The sequence below is a fragment of the uncultured Clostridium sp. genome (genome assembly GCF_937920395.1).
Classification (GTDB): domain Bacteria; phylum Bacillota; class Clostridia; order Clostridiales; family Clostridiaceae; genus Clostridium_AD.
In genome coordinates, this window is sequence record NZ_CALEVF010000239.1 from 1 (window position 1) to 23,156 (window position 23,156).

The following is a 23,156-nucleotide window of genomic DNA, read 5'->3' on the forward strand; positions in this document are numbered from 1 at the left end:
TAACTTTTAATAAAACCAATATTTTGAAATTAATCATACAAATCAAACAATTAATTCCTTGTTATACTTAATCAGAAAAATACATTACATAATTAAAACCCCCTTACTTTAAGGGAGTTCTAATTTGTTGCTATTATCTAAGCTCTGCACCAACTTTATTCTCTAAAGATCTTAGTATTTTCTCATGTACTTTGTTTACTTCATCGTCAGTTAATGTTTTATCTGCCCTTCTGTAAACTATAGCATAGGCTATACTTTTTTTACCATCTGCTATTTGCTTACCTTTATATACATCAAATAATTTAACACTTTCTAAAATATTCCCACCTTGCTTTACAATTACATCCTCAATATCTTGAACTAAAACTTCATCATCAACTAAAAGAGCAATATCTCTTGTAACAGCTGGAAATTTTGGAAGTGGTTTGTACTTGTTATTTAAATCTGTATGCTTGTATAATACATCCAAGTTTAATTCTGCGATGTAACATCTTGGTAACACATTATAGTTTTCTGAAACGCTAGGATGAATTTCTCCAACCACGCCTACAAATTCTCTCTTCACATATAAATTTGATGTTTTTCCTGGGTGATAAGTTGGATTTTCACTTTCTCTTTTAAATGCTGCATTTTTTATTCCCAAATTATCCAATACATTTTCAACGCAACCTTTTAAATCTAAATAATCAACATTTCCATACATTCCTATTGTTAATATATTTCTTTCCTCAGGAAGCTTATCTAAATCGTCGCTCGGTATATAAACCTTACCTATTTCAAATAACCTTACTTCTTCATTATTTCTCGAATAATTTCTTGATAAGCAGTCCATCATAGATGCTATAGTTGTAGTTCTCATTATACTATAATCTTCACCTAGTGGATTTTTTATAGTAACTACCTTTCTTAATTCACTATCGCTCGGAACTAAAAGCTTATTAAATATTTTAGGACTTACGAAAGAATAACTTATTGATTGATTAAGGGAGCTTGCAGTTAAAGAAAGAGCTACTCTATCTTCTAATTTTTGTTTCTCACTCTTTCCACTTCTTGAAGTTTCACAATTAGGTAACGTAGATGGTATATTATCATAACCATACATTCTAGCTATTTCTTCTGCAATATCTTCTCTAATATTAATATCAGATCTATGAGAAGGTGCCTGAACAATTAAGAAATTACCTATTATTTCAGTAGCAAGTTCTAATCTATCGAGATACGATTTCATATCATATTTAGATATATTTGTTCCAAGGAAAGTATTAATCCAATTTATATCTACTTCTAGAGTATTAGATTTAACTATTTTCGGATATACATCAACGCACCCCTGCATTATTTCACCAGCACCTAATTCTTCTACTAAATGACAAGCCCTGTTAATTGCCATTTCAGCCATATTAGGATCCAAATCTTTTTCAAATTTTGAAGATGCATCAGTTCTTAAAGCTAATTTTTTAGATGCAAGTCTTATATTAACTCCATCAAAATTTGCACCTTCAAATATTACACTTGTAGTGTCTTCTTTAATTCCTGAATTAAGACCTCCCATTATACCTGCAAGTCCTATAATTTTATCTCCATCTTTTATACATAATATACTATCATCTAAATCTCTTTCTACTTCATCTAGTGTAGTAAATTTTCCACCAACACTTGCTCTTTCAATAACTATATTATTCGTAGTAATTTGTCTAGCGTCAAACGCATGCATAGGCTGACCAAGCTCAACCATAATAAAGTTTGTAATATCTACTATGTTATTAATAGGTCTAATTTCAGCTTCTATAAGTCTTTCTTGCATCCATTGTGGTGATGGCTCAATCTTTACATTTTTTATACCCTTTAACATATATCTTTTACATAACTCATCCTTAATATCTACCTTGTAAACATCCTCTACATTTCCTTGCGCAGTAGATTTATAATCAAGAGCCGGTTTTCTATATTCTGTCCCCAAAGTTGCAGCTGTCTCTCTAGCTATTCCTAAAATACTAAGACAATCAGCTCTATTAGATGTTATTTCAAAATCTATTAACACACTTTGAAGATTCAATACTTCTTTTATATCTTTACCAAGTGGTGTATCTTTTGGTAGTATCATTAGCCCCTCAACTGGTTCATCCATAGGTATTCCAAGTTCTTCTTCAGAGCAGAACATACCATTGGATAATATACCACGAAGTTTACCTTTCTTTATTTTAATTCCTCCATGTAGCGTTGATTGATGAAGTGCCACTGGTACAATATCATTTTCTTTCATATTAGTAGCTGCTGTAACAATTTGTGTTGGTGCGTTTAGTCCTATATCAACCTGACACACAACTAATTTATCAGCATCTGGATGCCTGACGATTTCTATTATCTTTCCTGTAACAACATTTTGAATTTCAGCACCTGATATAATAACCTCTTCAACTTTTGAACCAGACATTGTTAATTTGTCACCGAGTTCCTGTGGTGAAATATTTATATCTACATAATCTTTAAGCCATTTAACTGGAACTTTCATAATACATCCTCCTAGTATCTGTGTTAGTACAAAACACCTATTAATCGTTTTGCCTCTTGCTTTTTATATACTTACTACATAGTTACTAATTTATATATTAAATCATCTCCTGCGGATCTGCATATTAACTACTTCAGATGGAGTTTTATACTCCCAATAAAATTTTATTTCTGCTAATGTAGTTAACTCCCACTTATAAAAGTAGGAGGCCTTCCTTCTGAAATGTCGTTAAAATTGTTTTAAAAATTTCATATCACTTTCATAAAGTGCTCGAATATCATCTATTCCGTAGTTAAGCATTGTAATTCTATCAAGCCCAAATCCGAAAGCAAAACCGCTATAAACTTCTGGGTCAATTCCACAATTTCTTAAAACATCCGGATGAACCATTCCACAACCTAAAAGTTCTATCCAACCACTTCCACTACAAACCTTACATCCTTTACCCTTGCAAACAAAGCAAGTAGCATCCATCTCAGCTGAAGGCTCTGTAAAAGGAAAATGATGTGGTCTAAACTTTGTTTCCATTTTATCTCCAAACATCTTTTGCGTAAATAATTCAAGCGTTCCCTTTAAATCAGCAAACGTAATTCCTTTATCTACTACAAGACCTTCAATTTGATAAAAAATTGGTGAATGAGTAGCATCTGCTGCATCTGACCTGTAAACTTTACCTGGTGAAATCATTTTTATAGGTGGTTTCTGGTTTTCCATAGTTCTTATTTGTACTGGTGATGTTTGAGTTCTTAAAACCACACTATCATTTATATAAAAAGTATCTTGTTCACCTCTTGCAGGATGATTTTCAGGTATGTTTAATGCCTCAAAATTATAGTAATCTGTTTCTACCTCAGGTCCCTCTTCTATTACAAATCCCATAGATAAAAAGATATCATTAACTTTTTCAAGTGTTAGCTCAAGTGGATGTCTTTTTCCTATTGTTTGTTTTTTTCCTGGCATCGATATATCTATAACTTCACTTTTTAGTTTTAATTCATTTTCGTCTCTCTTTAATTTGTCTGTTGCATTTGTTATAAGTGATTCAATATCCTCACGAACTTGATTGGCTAATTTCCCAATGACTGGTCTTTCCTCATTTGATAGCTGACCCATACCTCTTAATATTTGTGTAAGCTCACCCTTTTTACCTAAATACTTAACTCTTACATTTTCCAATTCTGTTTTAAGATCTGCTCCTTTTAATTCTTCTAAAACTGCAGCTTTTATCATTTTTAACTTTTCTTTCATAATGAAAACTCCCTTCATATTTATGTAATATATGTATTTATATTTTTTTATAAAACAAAAAAAACCATCCCCAATGAAGGGACGGAATATCCGCGTTACCACCCTAATTGACTAATAAATAGTCCTCTTAGATAAATTTATCGGTTCTACCCGCTAACAGTTACTTTATTTCACCGTTAGAACTCCAGAGTGAACTTCAACATAAAAATTATTTTCGAAGCTCTCAATCTAAGGCTTCTTATCCCTGTAAACATTTTTATATTTACTATCTCTATCACAGTTTATTTTATTGATTTATTTATGAAAGTATACAAAACATTATAACCATAACTTGATAAAATTTCAACTATTAATTTAATCTATATAATATTTTTTTGTCTTACAACTTCATACATCATAATCGACGCAGCTACTGCAGCATTAAGTGATTCTGCACCACCAGGCATAGGAATCTTTATTTTCAAATCACATATTTCATAAACTTCATCACTAATTCCATTTCCTTCATTTCCAACAGCTATAATTATCTTTTCTTTTAAGTCTACATCGTAAAAGTTTTTATCTGTATCGAGTGAACTAGTTACTAGTTTAAATCCACTATTTTTTAGTTTTTGAACTAGTGCTAAATCATTATCATAAATAATAGGTATTTTAAAAATAGAACCCATTGTAGCTCTTAATGTTTTCTCATTATAAATATCCACAGTTCCCTTTGTAAGTATAACGCCAAGGGCTCCTGCTGCATGGGCTGTTCTAATTATGGTTCCCATATTTCCTGGATCTTGAATCCTATCCGCTAACATATAAAATCCATTATCATATTTGATTTCTACAGGTTTATTTTTAACTGACGCAATAATTCCTTGTGGATTATCTGTATCACAAATATTTTTAAACAAACTATCACTAACACCATAAACTTTAGTGTTTCCCTGTAGTTTATCTTTCATGCTAGAGTTCTCAAACTTAGCCTCACCTCTAGCACTTATAAATATATGCACAACTTCGAATTCTGAGTCCAAAGCTTCTTCTACAAATCTAAATCCCTCAACTAAAAACATGTTACTACTTACTCTATATCTTTTTTCCTTTAGTTTTCTAATATCTTTAATCAATAAATTATCTTTGCTTTGAATATATTCCAAACTAAGTGCCCCTTATTTAACTAAATTTTCTAACGTATTTAATTCTTGTATACTGCCAATAGCAACTATAATATCTCCTGGTTCAATGATATTATCAGCTGATGGCGAAATATCAATGTCATTATTCCTTTTTATAGCCATTACACTTATGCCATATCTAGCTCTTATATTTAATTCTCTAAGTGTCTTCCCATGCCATTCTACCGGACTCACAACTTCAGCTATACTATAATCAGGCGATAACTCTATATAATCTAATATATTTGACGAAACTAAATTGTGAGCAACACGTTCCCCCATATCTCTTTCCGGGAAAACGACCCTATCTGCACCTATTTTATATAATACTTTAGCATGTAATGCATTTGTTGCTTTTGTAATTACATATTTTACTCCCAATTCTTTAACTAATACTGTTGCCAAAATACTAGATTGAATATTATCACCTATACCTATAACTGCACAATCAAAATTACGAATACCTAGGGCTCTCAAACTATTTTCATCATTTGCATCAACTTGAACTGAATGAGTAACTGAATCCGAAATATTTTGAACTACCTCTTCATCAGAATCAACGGCTAGCACATCATTTCCCAAAGCATACAACGTTTCAGCAACTGATGTTCCAAATCTTCCAAGCCCTATAACAACAAACTGTTTTTTATGCATTACTTCCACCCCTATCCAATTAAAATTTTATCTTCCGGATATTTTATAGTTCCAGATTTACCACTTTTTCTTTTAGCTAATGCTAGTATTATAGTAAGCGGTCCTACTCTTCCAGCATACATAGTAAGCGTTATTATTATTTTACCGACTATTGTTAATTTTGTAGTTAATCCGAGTGTTAACCCAACTGTAGCAAATGCTGAAGTGGCCTCATATAGAAAATATTCAAAAGGAATATTGGGTGACTGCGTAATTGATAACACCATTGTAACTATTATAACAATTCCTAGTCCAAGGACAGTTATTACTAAAGATTTGTATACAACTTCTTTATTTATTCGTTTCTTAAATATTTCGGTATCTTCACGTCCACGAACTACAGACACTACAGTCATAAAAAGAATAATTGCAGTAGTCGTTTTTATTCCGCCAGCCGTTGAACCAGGAGACCCACCAATAAACATTAAAATTATTGTCAGGAAATTTCCTGCACTAGTCATCTTGTCTAATGGAATAGAATTAAACCCAGCAGTTCTAGGTGATACTGATGCAAATATTGAAGATAAAATTTTGTCCTTCACAGACATTCCTTTCATAGTACCCGGATTATTCATTTCAAAAATGAACATAAGAATCGCACCAAAGACAATTAGTGCAATTGTCGAATAGATAACTACTCTTGAATGTAGTGATAACCTTTTAGTTCCCTTAGAATTATAAATTTCTACCCAAACATAAAATCCTAATCCGCCAATTGCAATTAGTGCTGAAATTGTAAGAATTACTACAGAATTATTGGCATATGCAGTAACACTTTTAAAATTCCCCATCAAATCAAACCCAGCATTACAAAAAGCAGAAACTGCATGAAATACACTATAATATATTCCTTTTGCTATTCCAAATTGAGGAATAAACTGTGTTGCAAATAGTACTGCACCTACTCCTTCAACCGAGAAGGTAAATATCAATACATATTTGATCATTTTTACTAACCCCTGTAATGAGTTTACATTCATAGCTTCTTGCATTACTAGTCTCTCTTTTAATGTTATTCTTCTTCCAAAAAAGAAAAAAACTAAAGTTGCAACCGACATAAATCCAAGTCCACCCGTTTCTATTAATAACATTATTACAGTTTTACCAAAATAAGTCCAATATGTTCCCGTATCTAGAGTTACAAGTCCTGTAACACACACAGCAGATGTAGAGGTGAATATACAATCTATAAACGGTGTAATTCTACCACTTTGAGATGATATAGGTAAGCTAAGTAGTATTGCACCTACAATTATAACTATAGCAAAACCTATTGCAAGTATCTGAACCGGAGTATACTTTTTTTTATTTTTTAAATTTTCAAAGTTTAATTCCAAATTAGTCACCTCTACGCCTTTAATTATTCTTCAATAATGTTTTTTAAACAATATCTTTTACGATAGTATCTAATATAAAAATGTTTTTTATATAAGTATTTTCTATCATAATAAATTATATAATGACATTTCACTAATTATATCACTTAATATATTTTTTTCAAAATATAATAAAAAATGCAGCCATAAGGCTACATTTTTAAATAATTAATTTTAAGCGTTTAATTGTTTTTTTGCAACTTCTACTAATTCAGCAAAAGCTTTTGGATCATTTATAGCAATCTCAGAAAGCATCTTTCTGTTAATATCTATACCTGCAAGTTTCATACCATTCATAAATCTTGAATATGAAAGATTGCTTAATCTTGTAGCAGCATTTATTCTAGCTATCCAAAGTGTTCTAAAATCTCTTTTCTTTCTCTTTCTACCTATATATCCGTTTCTTAAACCTCTCATTACCGCTTCATTTGCTGTTTTAAATAACTTACTTCTTCCACCGTAGTAGCCTTTTGCGAGTTTTAATACTTTCTTATGGTTTTTACGAGAGTTAACTGCTCGTTTAATTCTTGCCATTTAATATACCTCCTAATCACCATTTTTTATAAGTATGGTAATAATTTTCTCATGTTTTTTATTTGAGTTGTTGAAACATATGCTGTTTTCCTAAGATTTCTTTTTCTTTTAGGGCTCTTTTTTGTTAGTATATGACTTGTAAAAGCCTTTGCTCTTTTTAATTTTCCTGACCCTGTCTTCTTAAATCTTTTTGCTGCGCCTCTATGTGTTTTCATTTTAGGCATGTAAAATTCCTCCTCTCGGTTACGCTTTTTTGGGAGCTAAAATCATTATCATATTTCTTCCCTCTTGTCTAGCAGGTTTTTCGACAATATAAACATCACCGATTTTTTCTACAAAAGATCTTAATATCTTATGTCCCACTTTTGAATTTTCAATTTCTCTTCCTCTAAATCTTACAGTTATCTTTACTTTGTCTTCATCTAATAAGAATTTTTTAGCATTGCTAGCCTTAATAGAAATATCATGATCTTGTATTGTTGCACTCAATCGTATTTCTTTAAGAGTTACAACCTTTTGTTTCTTTTTAGCTTCTTTTTCTTTCTTTTGCTTTTCGTATTCAAATTTACCAATATCCATTATTCTACATACTGGTGGTTTTGCAGTTGGTGACATCATAACAAGATCTAAGTCACTGTCTTCTGCAAGCTTTATGGCATCTCTAGTATCTAAAATGCCTAAGGCAGAACCATCAGCTCCAATAACTCTTATTTCTTTATCTCTTATTTCTTCATTCATCATAAAATTTTTGTTTTTACTAATAATTTTCACCTCCTAGGTGTACTTGCTTAAATTTTTTATATTATTCAATAATAAAAAGGACGGCATAAATGCCGTCCTTAATAGTAACAATTTAAATTACTAATCAACCTAACTAGCTATGCTGTAAGGTGAGAAACGGCTGTTTCTTCTTGTTAAATATAATTCTATTATATAAAATATCATTTAAAGACATTTTCTTTACTTCATTTGCAACAATTCATATTGTAGCAATATATTAGCTATTTGTCAATGTATATTATTAAATTCTTTATTAGACCTAAGATTGTTATTATTCATTTGTACTATTAGTATATACTTACCTTACTATAATATCATAATAACCTTATACCAATATTCCGTTTTTTATCTTTTGACATTCATTACAATCATCACAATATTGAACTTTGTCTGTAAAAACCTTACTTATAGTTTCAATCAGCTCTTTGTTTTTACAATGTTGGACGCAGTGTATAATCACTTTTTTAGGAGCACTAGAAATCATTATACTAATTATAAGCTCTTCTTGGTTTTCTATTGAATCAAATTTGACATCTGGTAACTCAATCATCATACTTTCTACTAGATTATTACCTTCTTCATCTCTCAAATAATAATTTCCATCTTTTTCAATTAGAATATTAACTTCTTTTACCTTACTCTCCTGAATATCAACGAAGTATTTAAGAAGTTTTATAAACTCATTATATTCTTTTTCTACCATATACTCTTCTACAACTTTATCAACTATACTTTCTAGGTCTGCATTTAGTTCTTTTGCCCTAAATGTTAAAAATCCACTTATATTAATTTCATTATTCTCTTCTATACATTTCGTTATTTTATCAATAATAGTATTTTTTCTATTTATACAATACACCATATTAGGGCCAGATATTTCTCCCTCGCTAAGTAATGATTTTTGTATCCTAGGTTTAACCTGTTTTATTTCATCATATTGTAGAAAGAAATATGTTTCAGCCAAAAAATCATTTATTCCTTTTTTGCAAAACTCGATTGTTACTATTTTATATAACATATTTGCAACATTGAGATTAAATGTTTTTATACTACTATCGCTTATATTATCGTCACTACAAAAGAACTTAATAACGTGCATATCTTCAATTATGCTTTCAGACATACCTAAAATTGTTTTTTTATACTCAAAACATTTTTTTATTCCATTTATCTCTTCAATAATGTATTCCATACTCCTATTATATACAACAGTTAATAAAAGCATTTCGCACACTCCCTTCTTATTATGATAGTATGTGTGAAATATTAATGTATATGCAAAATAGATTAAACAATTATCGACATGTTGCAATTTGTAATAACTTTGTGTTATAAAATAAACATAAGAAAATATATATTTAATAGGAGCTTACAATGAAAACCGTTATTGTAGATTTTAGAATTCATAAAGATGAAAAAAAATGTTTGATTTCTAAAGGGTATAACTTACTTATTTGCCCTCCAAGTAATCTTTTATACGATGCTGTGTGTGGTCACCCAGATATGCTTTTACACATTTTAGGAAATAATATTGTGGTGCATAAAGATATGAATAGTGACTTTATACAGAGCTTAGTTTTACAAAATTACAAAGTTTATAAATCAAAATTAAATTTAAAAATAAAATACCCTTATAATATATGTCTAAATTCATTAAGCATACACAATCTTTTTGTTCATTCCATTAATTTTACTGATGAAAATCTTTTATTGGTTGCAAAAGATAAAAAATTAATAAATGTAAAACAAGGTTATACAAAATGTTCTACTTGCATTGTAAATAATCATGCAGTTATAACTAGTGATGTGACTATTGCTAAAGCTCTATACCTTGAAAAGATAGATGTATTATTAATTCCGCCTGGGGATATTCTTCTTCCTGGTCTTAATTACGGATTTATAGGTGGAGCAACAGGTCTTATTGAAGATAATGTTTTAGCTTTTTATGGTCACTTAGATTATTATTTATATGGAAAAGAGGTATTAGCTTTTTTAAATAAACATAAGGTAGAACCTGTATTTTTAAGAAATGGCAAGCTCGTTGATCGTGGCAGTATTTTTAGGCTCTAGTAAAAATATGAGTGTCTCCATAAGCACTTTCTCCTTCATTGCTCAAAATAAGAGTTTAAAACGTGAATTAAATATTTTCTAATAGTATGCTATAACGAAAGTATATATTGTTCTAAGACTTTCACTTCGCTAAGTAATTCTAAAATTTATTATATTTGTACCTGCTAAAACCCGCAAACTCGCTTTCGCTCAAACATGCGGTTTTCTTTACGCAACTTCAACTAGAATAAATCAAGAATTGCTAGAGCTTGTTCAAATGCCTTTTACACAATATATACTTTTGTTAGAATCCTATAAGAAAATTATTTATTATAGTCAATCTAATATTCCATATTATTATTTTGAGATTCTTCAAGTAAAATTTATGAAATATCGTTGCTACAACAATTTTAATGATTAAGAGCATCATTACCGATTACAAATTTTCCAAATCTCTTAAATGGATATGTAATAAACTGTGCTTTTCCTTTTATATTCTTCCCATCTATATATGGATTTACCCATCTCCTAGCATCAAATGAATTCGCTCTATTATCACCAAAAAACAAATATTTATTTTGTGGGACTTTGAATTTTATATCTAAATCTTCCTTATTTACTACATATGGCTGAACGATTTCACTTCCATTTATAAATACACGTCCTTTATCTTTTACAACAACCTCATCTCCGGGAAGTCCTATTAGCCTCTTTATCAATACCTCTTTTAGTTCATCAGATTTGAAAACTACTATATCTCCACTTTTTAGTTTCTTTTTATTATAAACTTTTGTAACAATAATTCTATCTCCTACCTTTATAGTGGGATACATTGATCCAGATGGGACTTTAACTTGGTAAAATAAAAATTCCTTTATTAACATTGCCAAAATTATTGCTGCAAGTATTGGTAATAACCATTCTTTAATAAGATATTTTAAAGATTTCATTTATTTAGTCTCCTTATAAAATTAAGATGTGATGATTGGAGTAAAAATAGTCATATATATATATAACAAAATAGATAATTGAATTACTAACTTCAAGAACTTTTCTGGAATCCAAGTAAGATGAGATGAATAAAAAAAACTTCCTTGATTTGAGTTGTAAATAAGATTTTTATATATTCTTTCTTTTGTTCCATCTGGTGGATCAATTGCTACATCTATTGATTTAAATATTTTTTTAAAAACTTCATCCTCTTTTATCATATAATTCATCTCCTTCTATCTTATTAGATTCATTTACTACTACTTTGTTAAATTCTTTTTTAAAACTTATTTTTGATCTTTGTAATATACCATCAATAGACTTCGGGGTTTTACATAAATATTTTGCGATATCTTTTACACTATAATCATCTATATATTTAAGAATAAGAACATACTTATAAATAGGTTTTAATTTATTTAAAATTTCTAAAATTACCTTTCTAGTTTCCAAATTGAGAAGAGTAAATCCAGCATCTTGGTTATCTACTTCATAATTAAGTTCTTCAACATAAGTATGTGACATATTTTTAATATTATCTCTATAATAATTTAGTATTTTATTTTTTGCTATTCCACAAAGCCAAGTTTTATATGAACTTGTAGCCTTATAGTTTATGTGTCCTTTCATTGCACTTATAAATGTCTCCTGAACTATATCTTCAGTGGCTTCTTTGTTTGCTGCTAATCTTAAAAAAACAAAAGAATATACATAATTAAAATTGTTCTCATACATTTCCTTGAAATTTTCTTTATTCATTTTAAAGATATTTTTCATCATTTTTCCACCTAACTATTTTTAATACTAAAGTATATTTTCTATAATTATTCTTAATTTACCATACTTTCAAGTCCTTTCATATTTTTAGTAACATAATAAGAAGAAATCCCCCGAAAAGATTAAAAATAATAAAAAAAATAATCTAAATACTTAAAATAACAGTATTTAGACTACCTTTGAGGTCTTTATGTTTTTTCCCTATTTTATTTTTAATGGCTCTACGATATTTCCAAATGTGTTGATTAACTCAACACTATCAATAACAATTCCTATATCTGAATACTTCAATAGACCAACACCGTTTAAATACACCTTAGGAATACTTCCAGTTCCAACATATAATTCGCTTATAAAAATGTGTATTTCCTCATTTGTGTAGTCCCTATTTTTTATAAATTTCTGCTTAACAGGTTTTCTGTCTTTAATATATGTTATTATCATCATTCTACATGTTTTTGATATACAAATGTAATTATTTTCTTCAAGCGGTGCTACAAAAGAACATTCTCCTCCAATAATAACATCTTTAACCCCAAATATCGTTTTACCAAATTCATAAAACGCATATCTTTCAATATCAGTTACTACCGTTACATCATCAGGTATAAGTAAAAATAATTTTTTACCAGATATTTTTTGCATGAAAGTGTTGGTATTGTCTAAGTTGTTTCTAATAAATACTCTTATGTCTTTAATAATCTTTTCATCATTAAAAATAGCAGAATACAATGGTACATTAGGATATATCATTTTATTATTCAATGAGTATTCTACAACCTTGCTGCTTATATTAGACTTAATATATATTAAGTCATTTCTAATTAACATAAAATATTTTTGCATAAATTTCACTCCAAATCTTCTTCATCTTAGTTAAATGATTATAAAACAAAAGAATACCCTGACTACTAAAAATATAGTGTTCAGGGTATTCTTTAATGCTTTGGAGGCGCCACCCGGATTTGAACCGGGGAATAAAGGTTTTGCAGACCTTGACCTTACCGCTTGGCTATAGCGCCATATTATGTTTTTTGAGTTAATTGGAGCGGAAGACGAGATTCGAACTCGCGACGTCCACCTTGGCAAGGTGGCACTCTACCACTGAGCTACTTCCGCAACACTGGTGGCTAAACCCGGAATCGAACCAGGGACACGAGGATTTTCAGTCCTCTGCTCTACCGACTGAGCTATTTAGCCATAATGCTTTTGATTTCTTTAAATCTTTTGGATTTAAATGGCGACTCAAAAGGGACTCGGACCCTCGACCTCCGCCGTGACAGGGCGGCACTCTAACCAACTGAGCTATTGAGCCATATGTGGTGGGAACAATAGGGTTCGAACCTATGACCCTCTGCTTGTAAGGCAGATGCTCTCCCAGCTGAGCTATGCTCCCACATGTGTTATGTGCAACTACTATAGTCTACATCATTTCATAAAACTTGTCAACAACTTTATGTGTTAACTGTTTTATATACTTAATATTTACCACTTCGCTGCTCATTACTTTACTATATTATAAAATTTTCTTGAAACTGTCAATAACAAATATAGTAATTATACATGATTACCTTAATTATAATCGCAGATAATTGAATTTACTCCATTTATCTGCGTTTTTTAATATATATTTATATTCTCTATGTTATTATTAAAATATAATTATTTTCTAAGCTTTGGACTCTTTAAGAAGTTTTCCAATATCCTCATGATTAAATTCATAATTTTTATTACAAAAATGACATTTGAGTTCTTCTGTTTTATCATCATTATATATTTCCTCTAAATCCTTTTTCCCTATACTTATAAGCGCCCTCTCAACCCTTTCTCTAGAACAATCACATTTATACATAGGCTTAATTTCTTCATGTATTTTTAATTTCATATCCTCAAAAATGAATTCCAAAATTTCCTCAATGCTCATGCCTTTTGCTATAAAATCAGTTATAGATGGAATTTCTTCAAGTCTATAGGTTATCATATCAGCTAAAAATTCATCTGCATCAGGCATCATTTGAATTATAAATCCTCCAGCAGCTTTAATACTCATGTCTGTGTCAACTAAAACTCCAAGCCCAACGGCTGATGGTGTTTGCTCTGAAACAGTAAAATAATATGCTAAATCGTCGCCAATTTCACCTGTACGTATTGGTACTTGACCTACATATGGTTCCTTGAGTCCCATATCTCTTATAACTCTTAAATAACCACTTTTACCAACAGCACCACCTACGTCAAGTTTACCTAATTTATTTGCAGGTAAATCTACATTAGGATTTCCTATATAACCTTTTACACTTGAATCAGCATGAGCAGTTACCACTATACCCTTAGCCTGACCTCCTCCATCAATTTGGAGTGTTAAACTATCTTGCTCGGACTTTAAAAGTGTGCCCATAAGAGTACCCGCTGTTAACATTCTGCCAAAGGCAGCAGCCGCTGTAGGTGCACATTTATGCATTAAAACTCCATCATTTACTAGTTCAGTAGTTATTGCTGCAACTATCCTAACTTGACCATCCTTTGCAGTAGCTCTAATTATTTTATCCATATCCTTACCTCCCATATTTTTCGTTTTTTAATTTCTCACTTTTTTAATACATAACATATTCTTTCTGTCTGATTATTTACTGCTTTATCTTCATAACTATCCATTTTTCTAACTATTTTAAATCCAGTTTCTTTTATAATTCTTTCTACATATTCTTCTTTATAAGCCCTTTCTAAGTGCATCTCATCAAATCGTCTATATACTTGTCCTTCTTTTACAAAGAAGGTTAAATTCATTTCTACTATATCATTTTCTAAATAATTTTCCCAAATATACACTAAATCATTACTATCGTAATTATAAGTGTTATTACCAAGCACTGTAGTCAGCTTATAATAAGAGTTAAGATCAAAAATAAATAAACCATCCTCTTTTAATAAATTATAAACTCCTGATAAATATTTTTCAAAATTTTTCTCTTCTAATATATAATTGCTAGAATCTAAACAACAAGTTATAAGATTAAACTTATTATTTAAATTAAGTTTACAAATATCTTGACATACAAATGTTGCTTTTATAAGTTCTTCCCGCATTTTTTTTTCTGCCTGACTTAACATATCACTAGATAAATCAACTGCCCATATATGTTTAAATGCATTTGCAATTTCTATAGTAAGATTACCTGTACCACATGCTAAATCTAAATAACTATCCATACCTAGGTTATATTCTTTGCAAATACATAATATGTTAGCTGCCCATGTTTTATAATCAATATCAGCATTGATTAATTCATCATATATGCGAGCAAACTCTTTATAACAGTCCATATTAACATTTCCCCTTTTCCAAAACCTCTTCTTTAAATCATCTCCTGGGTCGCTACAACAGCTTCGAAGAAGATGCATTGACAACTTCAGAACGAGATTTAACCCTTGTTAACTCCCACATATTAAAATGGGAAACTTTCCTTCTGAAATGTCTTTAAAACTATATTGGTATATATTATACTAACCTATACACCAAATATTGTCCAAAGTATTTTACTAAATATCTTTAAAAGTCTTTGTTTTTAGGTAAATTTATGCTTTTTTTTCTTTTTGTCATTAATCCTCCGATTCTACCCGTTTCTTCTGCAGTTAGTCCACTCCAACCACACTCACCTATTTTACTAGTTAATCCTAATTCTTCTGCTATTTCATATTTTAACGTCTCTCTGAGCATTTCATTCTTAGTTAATTCCTTATTTGTTTTTAATTTAGCTTTTATAACTTTTTTTAAAGGTGTTTTTCCCATAATGTGCCTCCCTATTGTAATTATAATATGTATATATTTTTTACAATTTAAATGTGTTTTATTCATAATAAGGAAAAAATTATATACTATTTCTTATAAAATTATCAATTTCTACTTATTAAAAAGAGCGATTTTCATCTTTTTTTAAAAAAGTATATATATTTTTACATATGGGTTATATAATATAGTAAAGAAAAATATTTTAGTGACTATTCGTGTCTTCTTTAACTTTATTATAAATTAACAAAACGAAAATATTTTCTACATGAAATGTTTCACTAAAAGCGATCTAAATTAATAGATATATAGTAGTAAAAATAAAATAGTTTTATGATGAATGACAATTAATAATTATTATTTTTCATTTAACTACGTGGAGGTAATCTTATGAGTATTTTTAAAGGTTCTGGGGTTGCAATAATCACTCCGTTTAACGAAAGAGGAGTAGATTTTAAAAAACTTGAAGAATTAATTGAATGGCAAATTGAAAGTAAGACAGATGCAATTGTAGTATGTGGAACTACCGGTGAAGCTTCTACAATGACTGATCAAGAAAAAAAAGAGACTATTAAATTCGTAGTTGATTTAGTTAATAAGAGGATTCCTGTAATTGCAGGTACTGGAAGTAACAACACTGCCGATGCAATAAGTATGAGTAAATGGGCAGAGAAGATAGGAGTCGACGGATTACTTGTAATTACTCCTTACTACAATAAAACTACTCAAAAGGGCTTAGTCCAACATTTTAAAGCAATTGCAAATAGTGTAAAAACACCAATAATAATTTATAATGTTCCCTCAAGAACATCTCTTAATATTAATCCAACCACACTTCTAAAATTATGTGTGATACCAAATATTGTAGCTATTAAGGAAGCAAGTGGAAATATAGGTCAGATTGCTCAAATTAAAGCGTTATGCAGAGACAATTTAGATATATACTCCGGTAATGATGACCAAGTTATACCTATACTTTCTTTAGGTGCTATTGGAGTTATATCTGTTCTTTCAAATATAATTCCTACTGATATTCATAATATGTGTGAGTTATATTTTAAAGGCGAGCATGCAAAAGCTTTAGAAATTCAACTTGGGTACCTACCCCTCAATAATGCAGTATTTGTAGAAACTAATCCTATCCCAATAAAGACCGCTATGAATCTTATGGGCATGCATGTAGGTCCCTTGAGACTACCGCTATGTGAGATGGATGAAGATAATTTAGAATTTTTAAAGAAAGAATTAAAAGCATACAATATCCCTTTAAAGGAGGAAAACTAATGATTAAAATGCTTCTAAACGGTTGTAATGGAAAAATGGGCAAAGTTATTACTGAAATGGCCAAAGCCTCTACTACAATATCAATTGTTGCAGGTGTTGATAGAGATTCATCTAATTTAAGCTACCCATGTTATGGCGATATATTAAAATGTGAAGTCGATGTAGATGTAATTCTAGATTTTTCAAGACCTGACGCTCTAGATAGCTTATGTAAATATTCCAAAGAAAAAAATATTCCTATTATATTTTGTACTACTGGTTTCTCTGCTGCTCAATTATTAAAAATCGAATCTTTAAGTAAAGAGATTCCAGTATTTCATTCAGCCAACATGTCTATAGGAATAAATGTTGTTAATAATATACTTAAGAGTATTAGTAAAATGCTTTACAAAGATTTTGATATTGAGATAATAGAAAAACATCATAACCAAAAAGTTGATGCTCCAAGTGGTACTGCTCTACTTCTTGCAAATACTATTAAGGATTCTATAAACGATGATATGTTCTTCGTTAAAGGGAGAGATGGCTCAAGCAAAAGGGAACGTAATGAAATAGGCATTCACGCTATACGTGGTGGAAATATTATAGGTGATCATGAAGTTATATTTGCAGGGAAAGGCGAATGCATTGAAATCAAGCATACTGCAATATCGAGAGATGTTTTTGCTATAGGTTCCCTTAAAGCATGTGAATTTATATATGGAAAAGAAAAAGGTCTATACACTATGGATGATGTAGTTAATATGTCAAACTAGCCTTTAATAAATAAAGCCTTGGAACAGATATTTTTCTGATCCAAGGCTTTATTATATACATAACCAACTTACATATATCAATGCGGATAACTTTTTTACAGTATATATGGAATATAGTATGAATTTTTTCTATAGTAATTTGAATAAGAAGTGCAGAAACGTTGAAAGTTGATTTTAAAATTCTTGTTTTGCAAATATAAAATTCTCGTGAGCCTGACTAGAAGGAAGGCTAGCGAACCGGCTGTAAGCCGAATGTGAGTAATAGAGGATTTTATATTTGCAAAACACTAGAATTTCTTAATCGGCTTTCACGTTTCAAACTCTTATTTCAAATCACGCCAGAGAAAGTTCATACAAATCACAGACTTATTTTCGAAAAAATCACTTTGATAATGTTGCAATCCAATTTTCCATTCTATCTAACGCCTCTTTTAACACTTCTAAACTGTAAGAGTATGAAATCCTTATAAAACCCTCTCCTCCTATGCCAAAAGCTGAACCAGGCACAACAGCAACCTTAGCATCATATAACAACCTATTGCAAAATTCTTCACTACTCATACCAAATCTCGTTATAGATGGGAATATATAAAATGCTCCCCTAGGAATCGTAATACCCATTCCCATTTGTTTTAATCTTTTACACACATATTCTTTTCGTTTCTCAAACTCTAGTTTCATATTATCCACATCATGTTTGCAAGAAAGTAATCCCTCATATGCACCCCATTGAGAAATCGACGTGGCACATGAAACATTATACTGATGAACTTTCATTATATTATCCATAATATATCTACTTGCACAAACATACCCTACGCGAAGCCCCGTCATTGAAAACATCTTAGAAAATCCGCCTACCAGAATTACTTTGTTTTTTATTTCATCAATTTGAGCTAAAGAATAGTATTTTTCATAACATAATGAGCTATACATTTCATCACTTATTATATAAATATCTTTTTCTTTTAATATTTTAACAAGTTTGTCTCGCTCAGAGCATGATAATATTGCTCCAGTAGGGTTCGATGGATGAGACATAACTAAAAGCTTAGGATGATGCTCATCAATAAGTTTAGTTATTATATCAAAATCAATAGTAAAGTCTTGATTTAGATTATAATTAACCACTTCTCCACCAAAAATCTTAACACAGCTCGCGTAGGCAGGATAAGCTGGAGTAGGCACTAAAACTTTATCTCCAGCATTTAAAAATGCAGCAAATATACATAGAAGTGCCTCACTTCCCCCTACAGTCACAGTTATCTCATCCGCTAAATACCTAATATCCATTTTAGCCAAGAAATCAGAAATCGCACCTCGAAGTTCTGGAATACCAGCATTAGACGTGTATCCAGTTTTATTATCATCTATAGCTTTAATCATGGCATTCTTAATATTCTTAGGGACTGGAAAATCAGGTTGCCCAAGAGTAAGTGAAATTGCCCCCTGTACTTTTATAACCTTATTTGCGAACTTTCTAATTCCAGAAATTTCTACGTTATTTACATTGTTTGAAAACAAATTATTCATTATATCATCCTTTTCTAGTGTTTGCATTATAAGTATTTTACTATATAATAGAATAAAAATCAGTATTTTTTTAATTATTCTGATACATTAATAACAATTTGTTTCTTTAATGTAGGTTTTGCTATATCATTTACATTATGTATAATACAATCAAATGAATAAAAAAAAGAATATGGCTTAATACTTATAATACGAAAGGAGAATTACTATGATGAACTATGATTTAACAGACCCTTATGAAATTGCAAGATACATAAAAGAAGCTAAGAAGGCTACCCCAATAAAACTTTATGTTGATGGGGATTTATCACAGTGTGAATTCGGAAATATAGAAAACTTTGGCAGTGGAGACTTTTATATGCTTTTTGGTGAAAGTGAAGAGGTATCAGACTTTCTAATAAAGTATAAAAATAAAATAAAAAAATTCAAACTTGAACAGGACAGACGAAACTCTGCCATTCCTTTAATAGACCTTAAAAATATAGATGCAAGAATTGAACCAGGTGCAATTATACGTGATAAGGTTACTATAGGTAAGAATGCCGTTATAATGATGGGTGCTGTAATTAATATAGGTGCTGAAATTGGTGATGAAACTATGGTAGATATGAATGCTGTGGTTGGTGCACGTGGAAAACTAGGTAAAAGAGTTCATTTAGGAGCAGGCGCAGTAGTTGCAGGTGTCCTTGAGCCACCAAGCAAAAGTCCTTGTGAAATTGGAGACAATGTTTTAATTGGAGCAAATTCCGTAATACTCGAAGGAGTAAAAATCGGTAAAAACTCTATAGTTGCAGCTGGATCCGTAGTTGTAAATGATGTCCCTGAAAATGTTGTAGTTGCTGGAACTCCAGCAAAAATAATAAAAAATGTAGACAGTAAAACTAAAGACAAAACTAAATTACTTGATGATCTACGTAAATAATTAACAAAAGCATATGTTGCTTTAACTGCGTTTCATTTCGCTAAGTAATTCTAAACTAATTATAATTAAGGATACTAAAAAGTACAAACTCGCTATCGCTCAAACATGCACTTTTCTTAACGTATCATTAATTATAATTAGTAAGAATTACTAAGCTTATTCAAATGCACTTACCGTAACATATGCTCTTTTTTACTAACTAAACTTATTATATATAATCATTACATAATATGTGCTCTTATTGCCTGTAAAAAACGGAAGATACAAAACAGTACAAGCTCGCAAAACTCAAGGGTGAACTGTTATTAGTGTATCTTATTATAAATTCAGTAAAGGATTACTAGAGCTAAAACTTTATATTATATGACGTCAAGAACCTCACAGCTCTGTTCTTCTATGGGATTATCTGATTCTACTGTGTTCTCGCCATCTTTGTTAACTTTCTCCATTTTGGATATAGATACTTCATATGCTACTTTTTTTATAACTTCATCATCAGATAGTTTCTTTTGATATTCTCTACTTTGAAGTCTTCCCCAAATTCTTATATTGTCTCCTACTTCAAGACTTTTACAGAATCTAGAATTTCTTCCCCAAGCGATTGTAGGGATATAATCAGATTTGTTATATAATCTATTAACTGCTAAAAGCATGTCAGCAATTTCTCTTCCAAAAGGAGTAGTCCTATATACTGGGTTCTTACATATAAAGCCATCTAAAAATATTTGGTTTGGATTTTTACTACGTTCTTCACATATTTTAATATCCCTAGCAAATACTGTTAATATCAATCTATTAGACCCATTAACAAATTTATTATAAGACCTAAGTTGACCTTCAACTATGAATTCATTTCCTATCTTAATATCAATACCTGCTATTAGTCTTTCAGAAATTGTTATCGTTAAAATATCAGTTGTTTCGCTAAGTCTCCATACTTCAAAATCGAATACGTAAAACCCCTCACCATACATTTCATGACTAAATTTTAATTCAGATACTACCTTTCCTTCTAAATAAATCTTATTATTTAACATAACATTATCCATCATAATCCCTCTTTCCCCTTAGTTTTTTTATTAGACTTTCCTTAGAATATAAGTATTCATTTTTCTGATGTAATATACCTAATACTCAAATAATTTTTTACATTTATTTTTCCATAATTAATATTAATTGGTATTCCCATTATAATACAAATGCTTGTTGAATTTCAATACATTTAAATTTATTTTTTTATTTGTTTTCCTGCTTCATCTAGATAATAATTATTCTTGTATATAAGGTCCGATACTTTTACAAATGTATATCCTTCATTTTTAAAATATTGTAATATTTTAGATAGATTTTGAGGTGTATATTTTGCATTATTATGAAACAACAGAATAGAACCTAGCTTAGCATTTTTTATTATTCTATTATACTCAATTTCTGCGCCTTGTTCTTTCCAATCTATACTATCTACATCCCATTGAATACAATAATGATTCGTAGCCTGTACGGTTTCAATAACTAAGTTATTATATTCCCCAGATGGGCACCTAAAAAGTGTTGTTTCTTTTCCTGTTATAGCCATTATTTTAGCATCTGTCGTATCTATTTCTTTAATCATTTCTTCTTTTGATATTGTAGGCATCATAGGATGCCTATTAGAATGATTTCCTATTTCATGCCCTTTCTCATACATTATTTTTAACTTATCCGGATATTGGTCTACCCATGCCCCTACTACGAAAAATGTTGCTTTAACATTATATTTATCTAATATCTTTAATATCTCATCTGTTTTGTCATCGCCCCAACTTGCATCAAATGAAATTGCAATTTTTTTCTCTTTAGTATCTACATTGTAAATTGGTAATTTACGCTGTACTCCCGTAAATGCACCATTAGTTTTAAAATTATAAATTCCTATAACTGTTGAGACTCCAATGAAAATCATACAAAATATTATTAGATTCCTTTTTATGTAACTCATACAATCCTATTCTCCCTTATACTTATACTTTAAATTTATATTCTAAAACTTAATAAATATGTATAATTTACATTACTAATTTAGATTTTATAAAAGTTGATATAAAATATAATAATTAATAGCACCGAATTATTTCATTGTTTTTTATGTTATACTGTTTATAGTTAATTTTACATAAAAAAGACATTTCACTATTGTTTTTGATTAGGCTAATTATAAGGAGGGACAGATATGTTTGAAGATGCTTTAGAATTAGCTGAAAATAAGCTTCTTTTACTTTATATATTTTATAAAATAAAGCTCCCTATTTCGAATATCCAAATAACACAAATAATCTTAGAAAATAATTTTATGAATTATTTTACTCTGCAACAATATATTACAGAACTTATTGCGTCAAACTTGATTAAGCCTACTGAGCAAAAGGGTAAACATAGATTGGTCATTTCACAAAAAGGTGATACTGTCCTATCCTTATTTAAAGAAAGAATTTCTGAAAAGAAAATTGAGCTTATTGATAATTATTTAAAAATTCATATTGAAAATATCAAAAAACAACTAACAGTTAGTGCCGATTATACAATAGAAAACAATAACAACTATTTAGTTAACCTAACTGCTTCAGAAGATAGTTTTACACTTATAGATATTAAACTTAGTGTAACATCTAACAAACAAGCACAAAATCTATGCACCAAATGGAGAAAAAAGCCCTCTGAACTTTATGCTAAAATAATAAACCTTCTTATTGATGAATAATCTTCTATAAGAAGTT

24 protein-coding genes, 5 tRNA genes and 2 other annotated features are annotated in these 23,156 nt (G+C 29.9%); of the genes, 5 read left to right on the forward strand and 24 right to left on the reverse strand.

What is annotated here, in order from left to right; all coding sequences use genetic code 11:
• Positions 1–133: 133 nt before the first annotated feature.
• The 9 genes from pheT to ytxC form a co-directional block, all read right to left on the reverse strand.
• Entirely contained in the window at positions 134–2,512 is a 2,379-nt protein-coding gene (gene pheT / locus Q0649_RS15440; protein WP_298844023.1) for a phenylalanine--tRNA ligase subunit beta, read from the reverse strand.
• Positions 2,513–2,740: 228 nt separating this feature from the next.
• A complete protein-coding gene (pheS, locus tag Q0649_RS15445) occupies positions 2,741–3,760 on the reverse strand; it encodes a phenylalanine--tRNA ligase subunit alpha (RefSeq protein ID WP_298844026.1) in 1,020 nt (339 codons plus the stop codon).
• A 74-nt stretch (positions 3,761–3,834) separates the two neighbouring features.
• Positions 3,835–4,047: a binding site (T-box leader), on the reverse strand.
• Between the two features lie 72 nt (positions 4,048–4,119).
• The gene (locus Q0649_RS15450) at positions 4,120–4,905 is read right to left on the reverse strand and encodes an RNA methyltransferase (RefSeq protein ID WP_298844029.1); all 786 of its coding nucleotides are present in this window, start codon (positions 4,903–4,905) and stop codon (positions 4,120–4,122) included.
• Positions 4,906–4,917: 12 nt separating this feature from the next.
• Entirely contained in the window at positions 4,918–5,577 is a 660-nt protein-coding gene (locus Q0649_RS15455) for a TrkA family potassium uptake protein (RefSeq protein ID WP_298844032.1), read from the reverse strand.
• Between the two features lie 11 nt (positions 5,578–5,588).
• Positions 5,589–6,953, reverse strand: coding sequence for a TrkH family potassium uptake protein (locus Q0649_RS15460; RefSeq protein WP_298844035.1), 1,365 nt, complete (start codon positions 6,951–6,953; stop codon positions 5,589–5,591).
• 213 nt (positions 6,954–7,166) lie between these two features.
• Entirely contained in the window at positions 7,167–7,526 is a 360-nt protein-coding gene (gene rplT / locus Q0649_RS15465) for a 50S ribosomal protein L20 (protein WP_298844038.1), read from the reverse strand.
• Positions 7,527–7,552: 26 nt separating this feature from the next.
• Positions 7,553–7,750 (reverse strand): 50S ribosomal protein L35, encoded by a 198-nt coding sequence (rpmI, locus tag Q0649_RS15470; protein WP_071614022.1) that lies wholly within the window; start codon positions 7,748–7,750, stop codon positions 7,553–7,555.
• Between the two features lie 19 nt (positions 7,751–7,769).
• The gene (gene infC / locus Q0649_RS15475) at positions 7,770–8,297 is read right to left on the reverse strand and encodes a translation initiation factor IF-3 (RefSeq protein WP_298844061.1); all 528 of its coding nucleotides are present in this window, start codon (positions 8,295–8,297) and stop codon (positions 7,770–7,772) included.
• A gap of 36 nt (positions 8,298–8,333) precedes the next feature.
• Positions 8,334–8,445 (reverse strand) — a sequence feature (ribosomal protein L20 leader region).
• A gap of 186 nt (positions 8,446–8,631) precedes the next feature.
• Positions 8,632–9,531 (reverse strand): putative sporulation protein YtxC, encoded by a 900-nt coding sequence (gene ytxC / locus Q0649_RS15480; RefSeq protein ID WP_298844064.1) that lies wholly within the window; start codon positions 9,529–9,531, stop codon positions 8,632–8,634.
• A gap of 149 nt (positions 9,532–9,680) precedes the next feature.
• On the opposite strand from ytxC, the gene Q0649_RS15485 reads away from it, so the two are divergent.
• Positions 9,681–10,376 (forward strand): DUF6873 family GME fold protein, encoded by a 696-nt coding sequence (locus tag Q0649_RS15485; protein ID WP_298844067.1) that lies wholly within the window; start codon positions 9,681–9,683, stop codon positions 10,374–10,376.
• Positions 10,377–10,765: 389 nt separating this feature from the next.
• On the opposite strand, the gene lepB is transcribed toward Q0649_RS15485, so the two are convergent.
• From lepB to Q0649_RS15545, 12 genes are all read right to left on the reverse strand, one after another.
• Positions 10,766–11,305 (reverse strand): signal peptidase I, encoded by a 540-nt coding sequence (lepB, locus tag Q0649_RS15490; RefSeq protein WP_298844069.1) that lies wholly within the window; start codon positions 11,303–11,305, stop codon positions 10,766–10,768.
• 21 nt (positions 11,306–11,326) lie between these two features.
• Positions 11,327–11,566, reverse strand: a complete 240-nt coding sequence (locus tag Q0649_RS15495) for a hypothetical protein (protein WP_298844071.1) — start codon at positions 11,564–11,566, stop codon at positions 11,327–11,329.
• Positions 11,550–12,122, reverse strand: coding sequence for an RNA polymerase sigma factor (locus Q0649_RS15500; protein WP_298844074.1), 573 nt, complete (start codon positions 12,120–12,122; stop codon positions 11,550–11,552). The genes Q0649_RS15495 and Q0649_RS15500 overlap by 17 nt, the downstream gene beginning before the upstream one ends.
• Positions 12,123–12,323: 201 nt before the next feature.
• Entirely contained in the window at positions 12,324–12,968 is a 645-nt protein-coding gene (locus Q0649_RS15505; RefSeq protein WP_298844077.1) for a hypothetical protein, read from the reverse strand.
• A 101-nt stretch (positions 12,969–13,069) separates the two neighbouring features.
• A tRNA-Cys gene (locus Q0649_RS15510) sits at positions 13,070–13,144 on the reverse strand.
• A gap of 22 nt (positions 13,145–13,166) precedes the next feature.
• Positions 13,167–13,241 (reverse strand) — tRNA-Gly (locus Q0649_RS15515).
• 5 nt (positions 13,242–13,246) lie between these two features.
• A tRNA-Phe gene (locus Q0649_RS15520) sits at positions 13,247–13,322 on the reverse strand.
• 38 nt (positions 13,323–13,360) lie between these two features.
• Positions 13,361–13,437: transfer RNA gene (locus tag Q0649_RS15525), tRNA-Asp, on the reverse strand.
• Between the two features lie 5 nt (positions 13,438–13,442).
• Positions 13,443–13,518 (reverse strand) — tRNA-Val (locus tag Q0649_RS15530).
• Positions 13,519–13,791: 273 nt separating this feature from the next.
• Positions 13,792–14,673, reverse strand: a complete 882-nt coding sequence (hslO, locus tag Q0649_RS15535; protein WP_298844080.1) for an Hsp33 family molecular chaperone HslO — start codon at positions 14,671–14,673, stop codon at positions 13,792–13,794.
• Between the two features lie 35 nt (positions 14,674–14,708).
• Positions 14,709–15,446, reverse strand: coding sequence for a class I SAM-dependent methyltransferase (locus Q0649_RS15540; RefSeq protein ID WP_298844081.1), 738 nt, complete (start codon positions 15,444–15,446; stop codon positions 14,709–14,711).
• Between the two features lie 226 nt (positions 15,447–15,672).
• Positions 15,673–15,912 (reverse strand): small, acid-soluble spore protein, alpha/beta type, encoded by a 240-nt coding sequence (locus tag Q0649_RS15545; RefSeq protein ID WP_216145104.1) that lies wholly within the window; start codon positions 15,910–15,912, stop codon positions 15,673–15,675.
• A 387-nt stretch (positions 15,913–16,299) separates the two neighbouring features.
• Here Q0649_RS15545 and dapA point away from each other — a divergent pair, with 387 nt between their 5' ends.
• Positions 16,300–17,193 (forward strand): 4-hydroxy-tetrahydrodipicolinate synthase, encoded by an 894-nt coding sequence (gene dapA / locus Q0649_RS15550; RefSeq protein ID WP_298844093.1) that lies wholly within the window; start codon positions 16,300–16,302, stop codon positions 17,191–17,193.
• Entirely contained in the window at positions 17,193–17,948 is a 756-nt protein-coding gene (gene dapB, locus Q0649_RS15555) for a 4-hydroxy-tetrahydrodipicolinate reductase (RefSeq protein WP_298844096.1), read from the forward strand. Before dapA ends, dapB begins: the two co-directional genes overlap by 1 nt.
• A 381-nt stretch (positions 17,949–18,329) precedes the next feature.
• On the opposite strand, the gene Q0649_RS15560 is transcribed toward dapB, so the two are convergent.
• The gene (locus Q0649_RS15560; protein WP_298844099.1) at positions 18,330–19,481 is read right to left on the reverse strand and encodes a pyridoxal phosphate-dependent aminotransferase; all 1,152 of its coding nucleotides are present in this window, start codon (positions 19,479–19,481) and stop codon (positions 18,330–18,332) included.
• A 211-nt stretch (positions 19,482–19,692) separates the two neighbouring features.
• Between Q0649_RS15560 and dapD the strand changes: the two genes are divergently transcribed.
• A complete protein-coding gene (gene dapD / locus Q0649_RS15565) occupies positions 19,693–20,403 on the forward strand; it encodes a 2,3,4,5-tetrahydropyridine-2,6-dicarboxylate N-acetyltransferase (protein WP_298844134.1) in 711 nt (236 codons plus the stop codon).
• Positions 20,404–20,762: 359 nt separating this feature from the next.
• Here the strand turns inward: dapD and Q0649_RS15570 are convergent, their stop codons facing one another.
• Positions 20,763–21,452, reverse strand: coding sequence for a single-stranded DNA-binding protein (locus Q0649_RS15570; protein ID WP_298844136.1), 690 nt, complete (start codon positions 21,450–21,452; stop codon positions 20,763–20,765).
• 179 nt (positions 21,453–21,631) lie between these two features.
• The gene (pdaB, locus tag Q0649_RS15575) at positions 21,632–22,381 is read right to left on the reverse strand and encodes a polysaccharide deacetylase family sporulation protein PdaB (RefSeq protein ID WP_298844101.1); all 750 of its coding nucleotides are present in this window, start codon (positions 22,379–22,381) and stop codon (positions 21,632–21,634) included.
• 231 nt (positions 22,382–22,612) lie between these two features.
• On the opposite strand from pdaB, the gene Q0649_RS15580 reads away from it, so the two are divergent.
• Positions 22,613–23,140 (forward strand): DUF4364 family protein, encoded by a 528-nt coding sequence (locus Q0649_RS15580; protein ID WP_298844104.1) that lies wholly within the window; start codon positions 22,613–22,615, stop codon positions 23,138–23,140.
• The last annotated feature ends 16 nt before the right edge of the window (positions 23,141–23,156 follow it).

Coding starts and splice junctions, on each gene's coding strand:
- Q0649_RS15580 (WP_298844104.1), top strand. CDS start 22,613: ATGTTTGAAGATGCTTTAGAATTAGCTGAAAATAAGCTTCTTTTACTT.
- rplT (WP_298844038.1), bottom strand. CDS start 7,526: ATGGCAAGAATTAAACGAGCAGTTAACTCTCGTAAAAACCATAAGAAA.
- Q0649_RS15500 (WP_298844074.1), bottom strand. CDS start 12,122: ATGAAAAATATCTTTAAAATGAATAAAGAAAATTTCAAGGAAATGTAT.
- dapB (WP_298844096.1), top strand. CDS start 17,193: ATGATTAAAATGCTTCTAAACGGTTGTAATGGAAAAATGGGCAAAGTT.
- pheT (WP_298844023.1), bottom strand. CDS start 2,512: ATGAAAGTTCCAGTTAAATGGCTTAAAGATTATGTAGATATAAATATT.
- Q0649_RS15570 (WP_298844136.1), bottom strand. CDS start 21,452: ATGGATAATGTTATGTTAAATAATAAGATTTATTTAGAAGGAAAGGTA.
- lepB (WP_298844069.1), bottom strand. CDS start 11,305: ATGAAATCTTTAAAATATCTTATTAAAGAATGGTTATTACCAATACTT.
- Q0649_RS15540 (WP_298844081.1), bottom strand. CDS start 15,446: ATGGACTGTTATAAAGAGTTTGCTCGCATATATGATGAATTAATCAAT.
- ytxC (WP_298844064.1), bottom strand. CDS start 9,531: ATGCTTTTATTAACTGTTGTATATAATAGGAGTATGGAATACATTATT.
- dapD (WP_298844134.1), top strand. CDS start 19,693: ATGAACTATGATTTAACAGACCCTTATGAAATTGCAAGATACATAAAA.
- Q0649_RS15485 (WP_298844067.1), top strand. CDS start 9,681: ATGAAAACCGTTATTGTAGATTTTAGAATTCATAAAGATGAAAAAAAA.
- dapA (WP_298844093.1), top strand. CDS start 16,300: ATGAGTATTTTTAAAGGTTCTGGGGTTGCAATAATCACTCCGTTTAAC.
- pdaB (WP_298844101.1), bottom strand. CDS start 22,381: ATGAGTTACATAAAAAGGAATCTAATAATATTTTGTATGATTTTCATT.
- Q0649_RS15545 (WP_216145104.1), bottom strand. CDS start 15,912: ATGGGAAAAACACCTTTAAAAAAAGTTATAAAAGCTAAATTAAAAACA.
- Q0649_RS15455 (WP_298844032.1), bottom strand. CDS start 5,577: ATGCATAAAAAACAGTTTGTTGTTATAGGGCTTGGAAGATTTGGAACA.
- pheS (WP_298844026.1), bottom strand. CDS start 3,760: ATGAAAGAAAAGTTAAAAATGATAAAAGCTGCAGTTTTAGAAGAATTA.
- rpmI (WP_071614022.1), bottom strand. CDS start 7,750: ATGCCTAAAATGAAAACACATAGAGGCGCAGCAAAAAGATTTAAGAAG.
- Q0649_RS15560 (WP_298844099.1), bottom strand. CDS start 19,481: ATGAATAATTTGTTTTCAAACAATGTAAATAACGTAGAAATTTCTGGA.
- Q0649_RS15505 (WP_298844077.1), bottom strand. CDS start 12,968: ATGCAAAAATATTTTATGTTAATTAGAAATGACTTAATATATATTAAG.
- hslO (WP_298844080.1), bottom strand. CDS start 14,673: ATGGATAAAATAATTAGAGCTACTGCAAAGGATGGTCAAGTTAGGATA.
- Q0649_RS15495 (WP_298844071.1), bottom strand. CDS start 11,566: ATGATAAAAGAGGATGAAGTTTTTAAAAAAATATTTAAATCAATAGAT.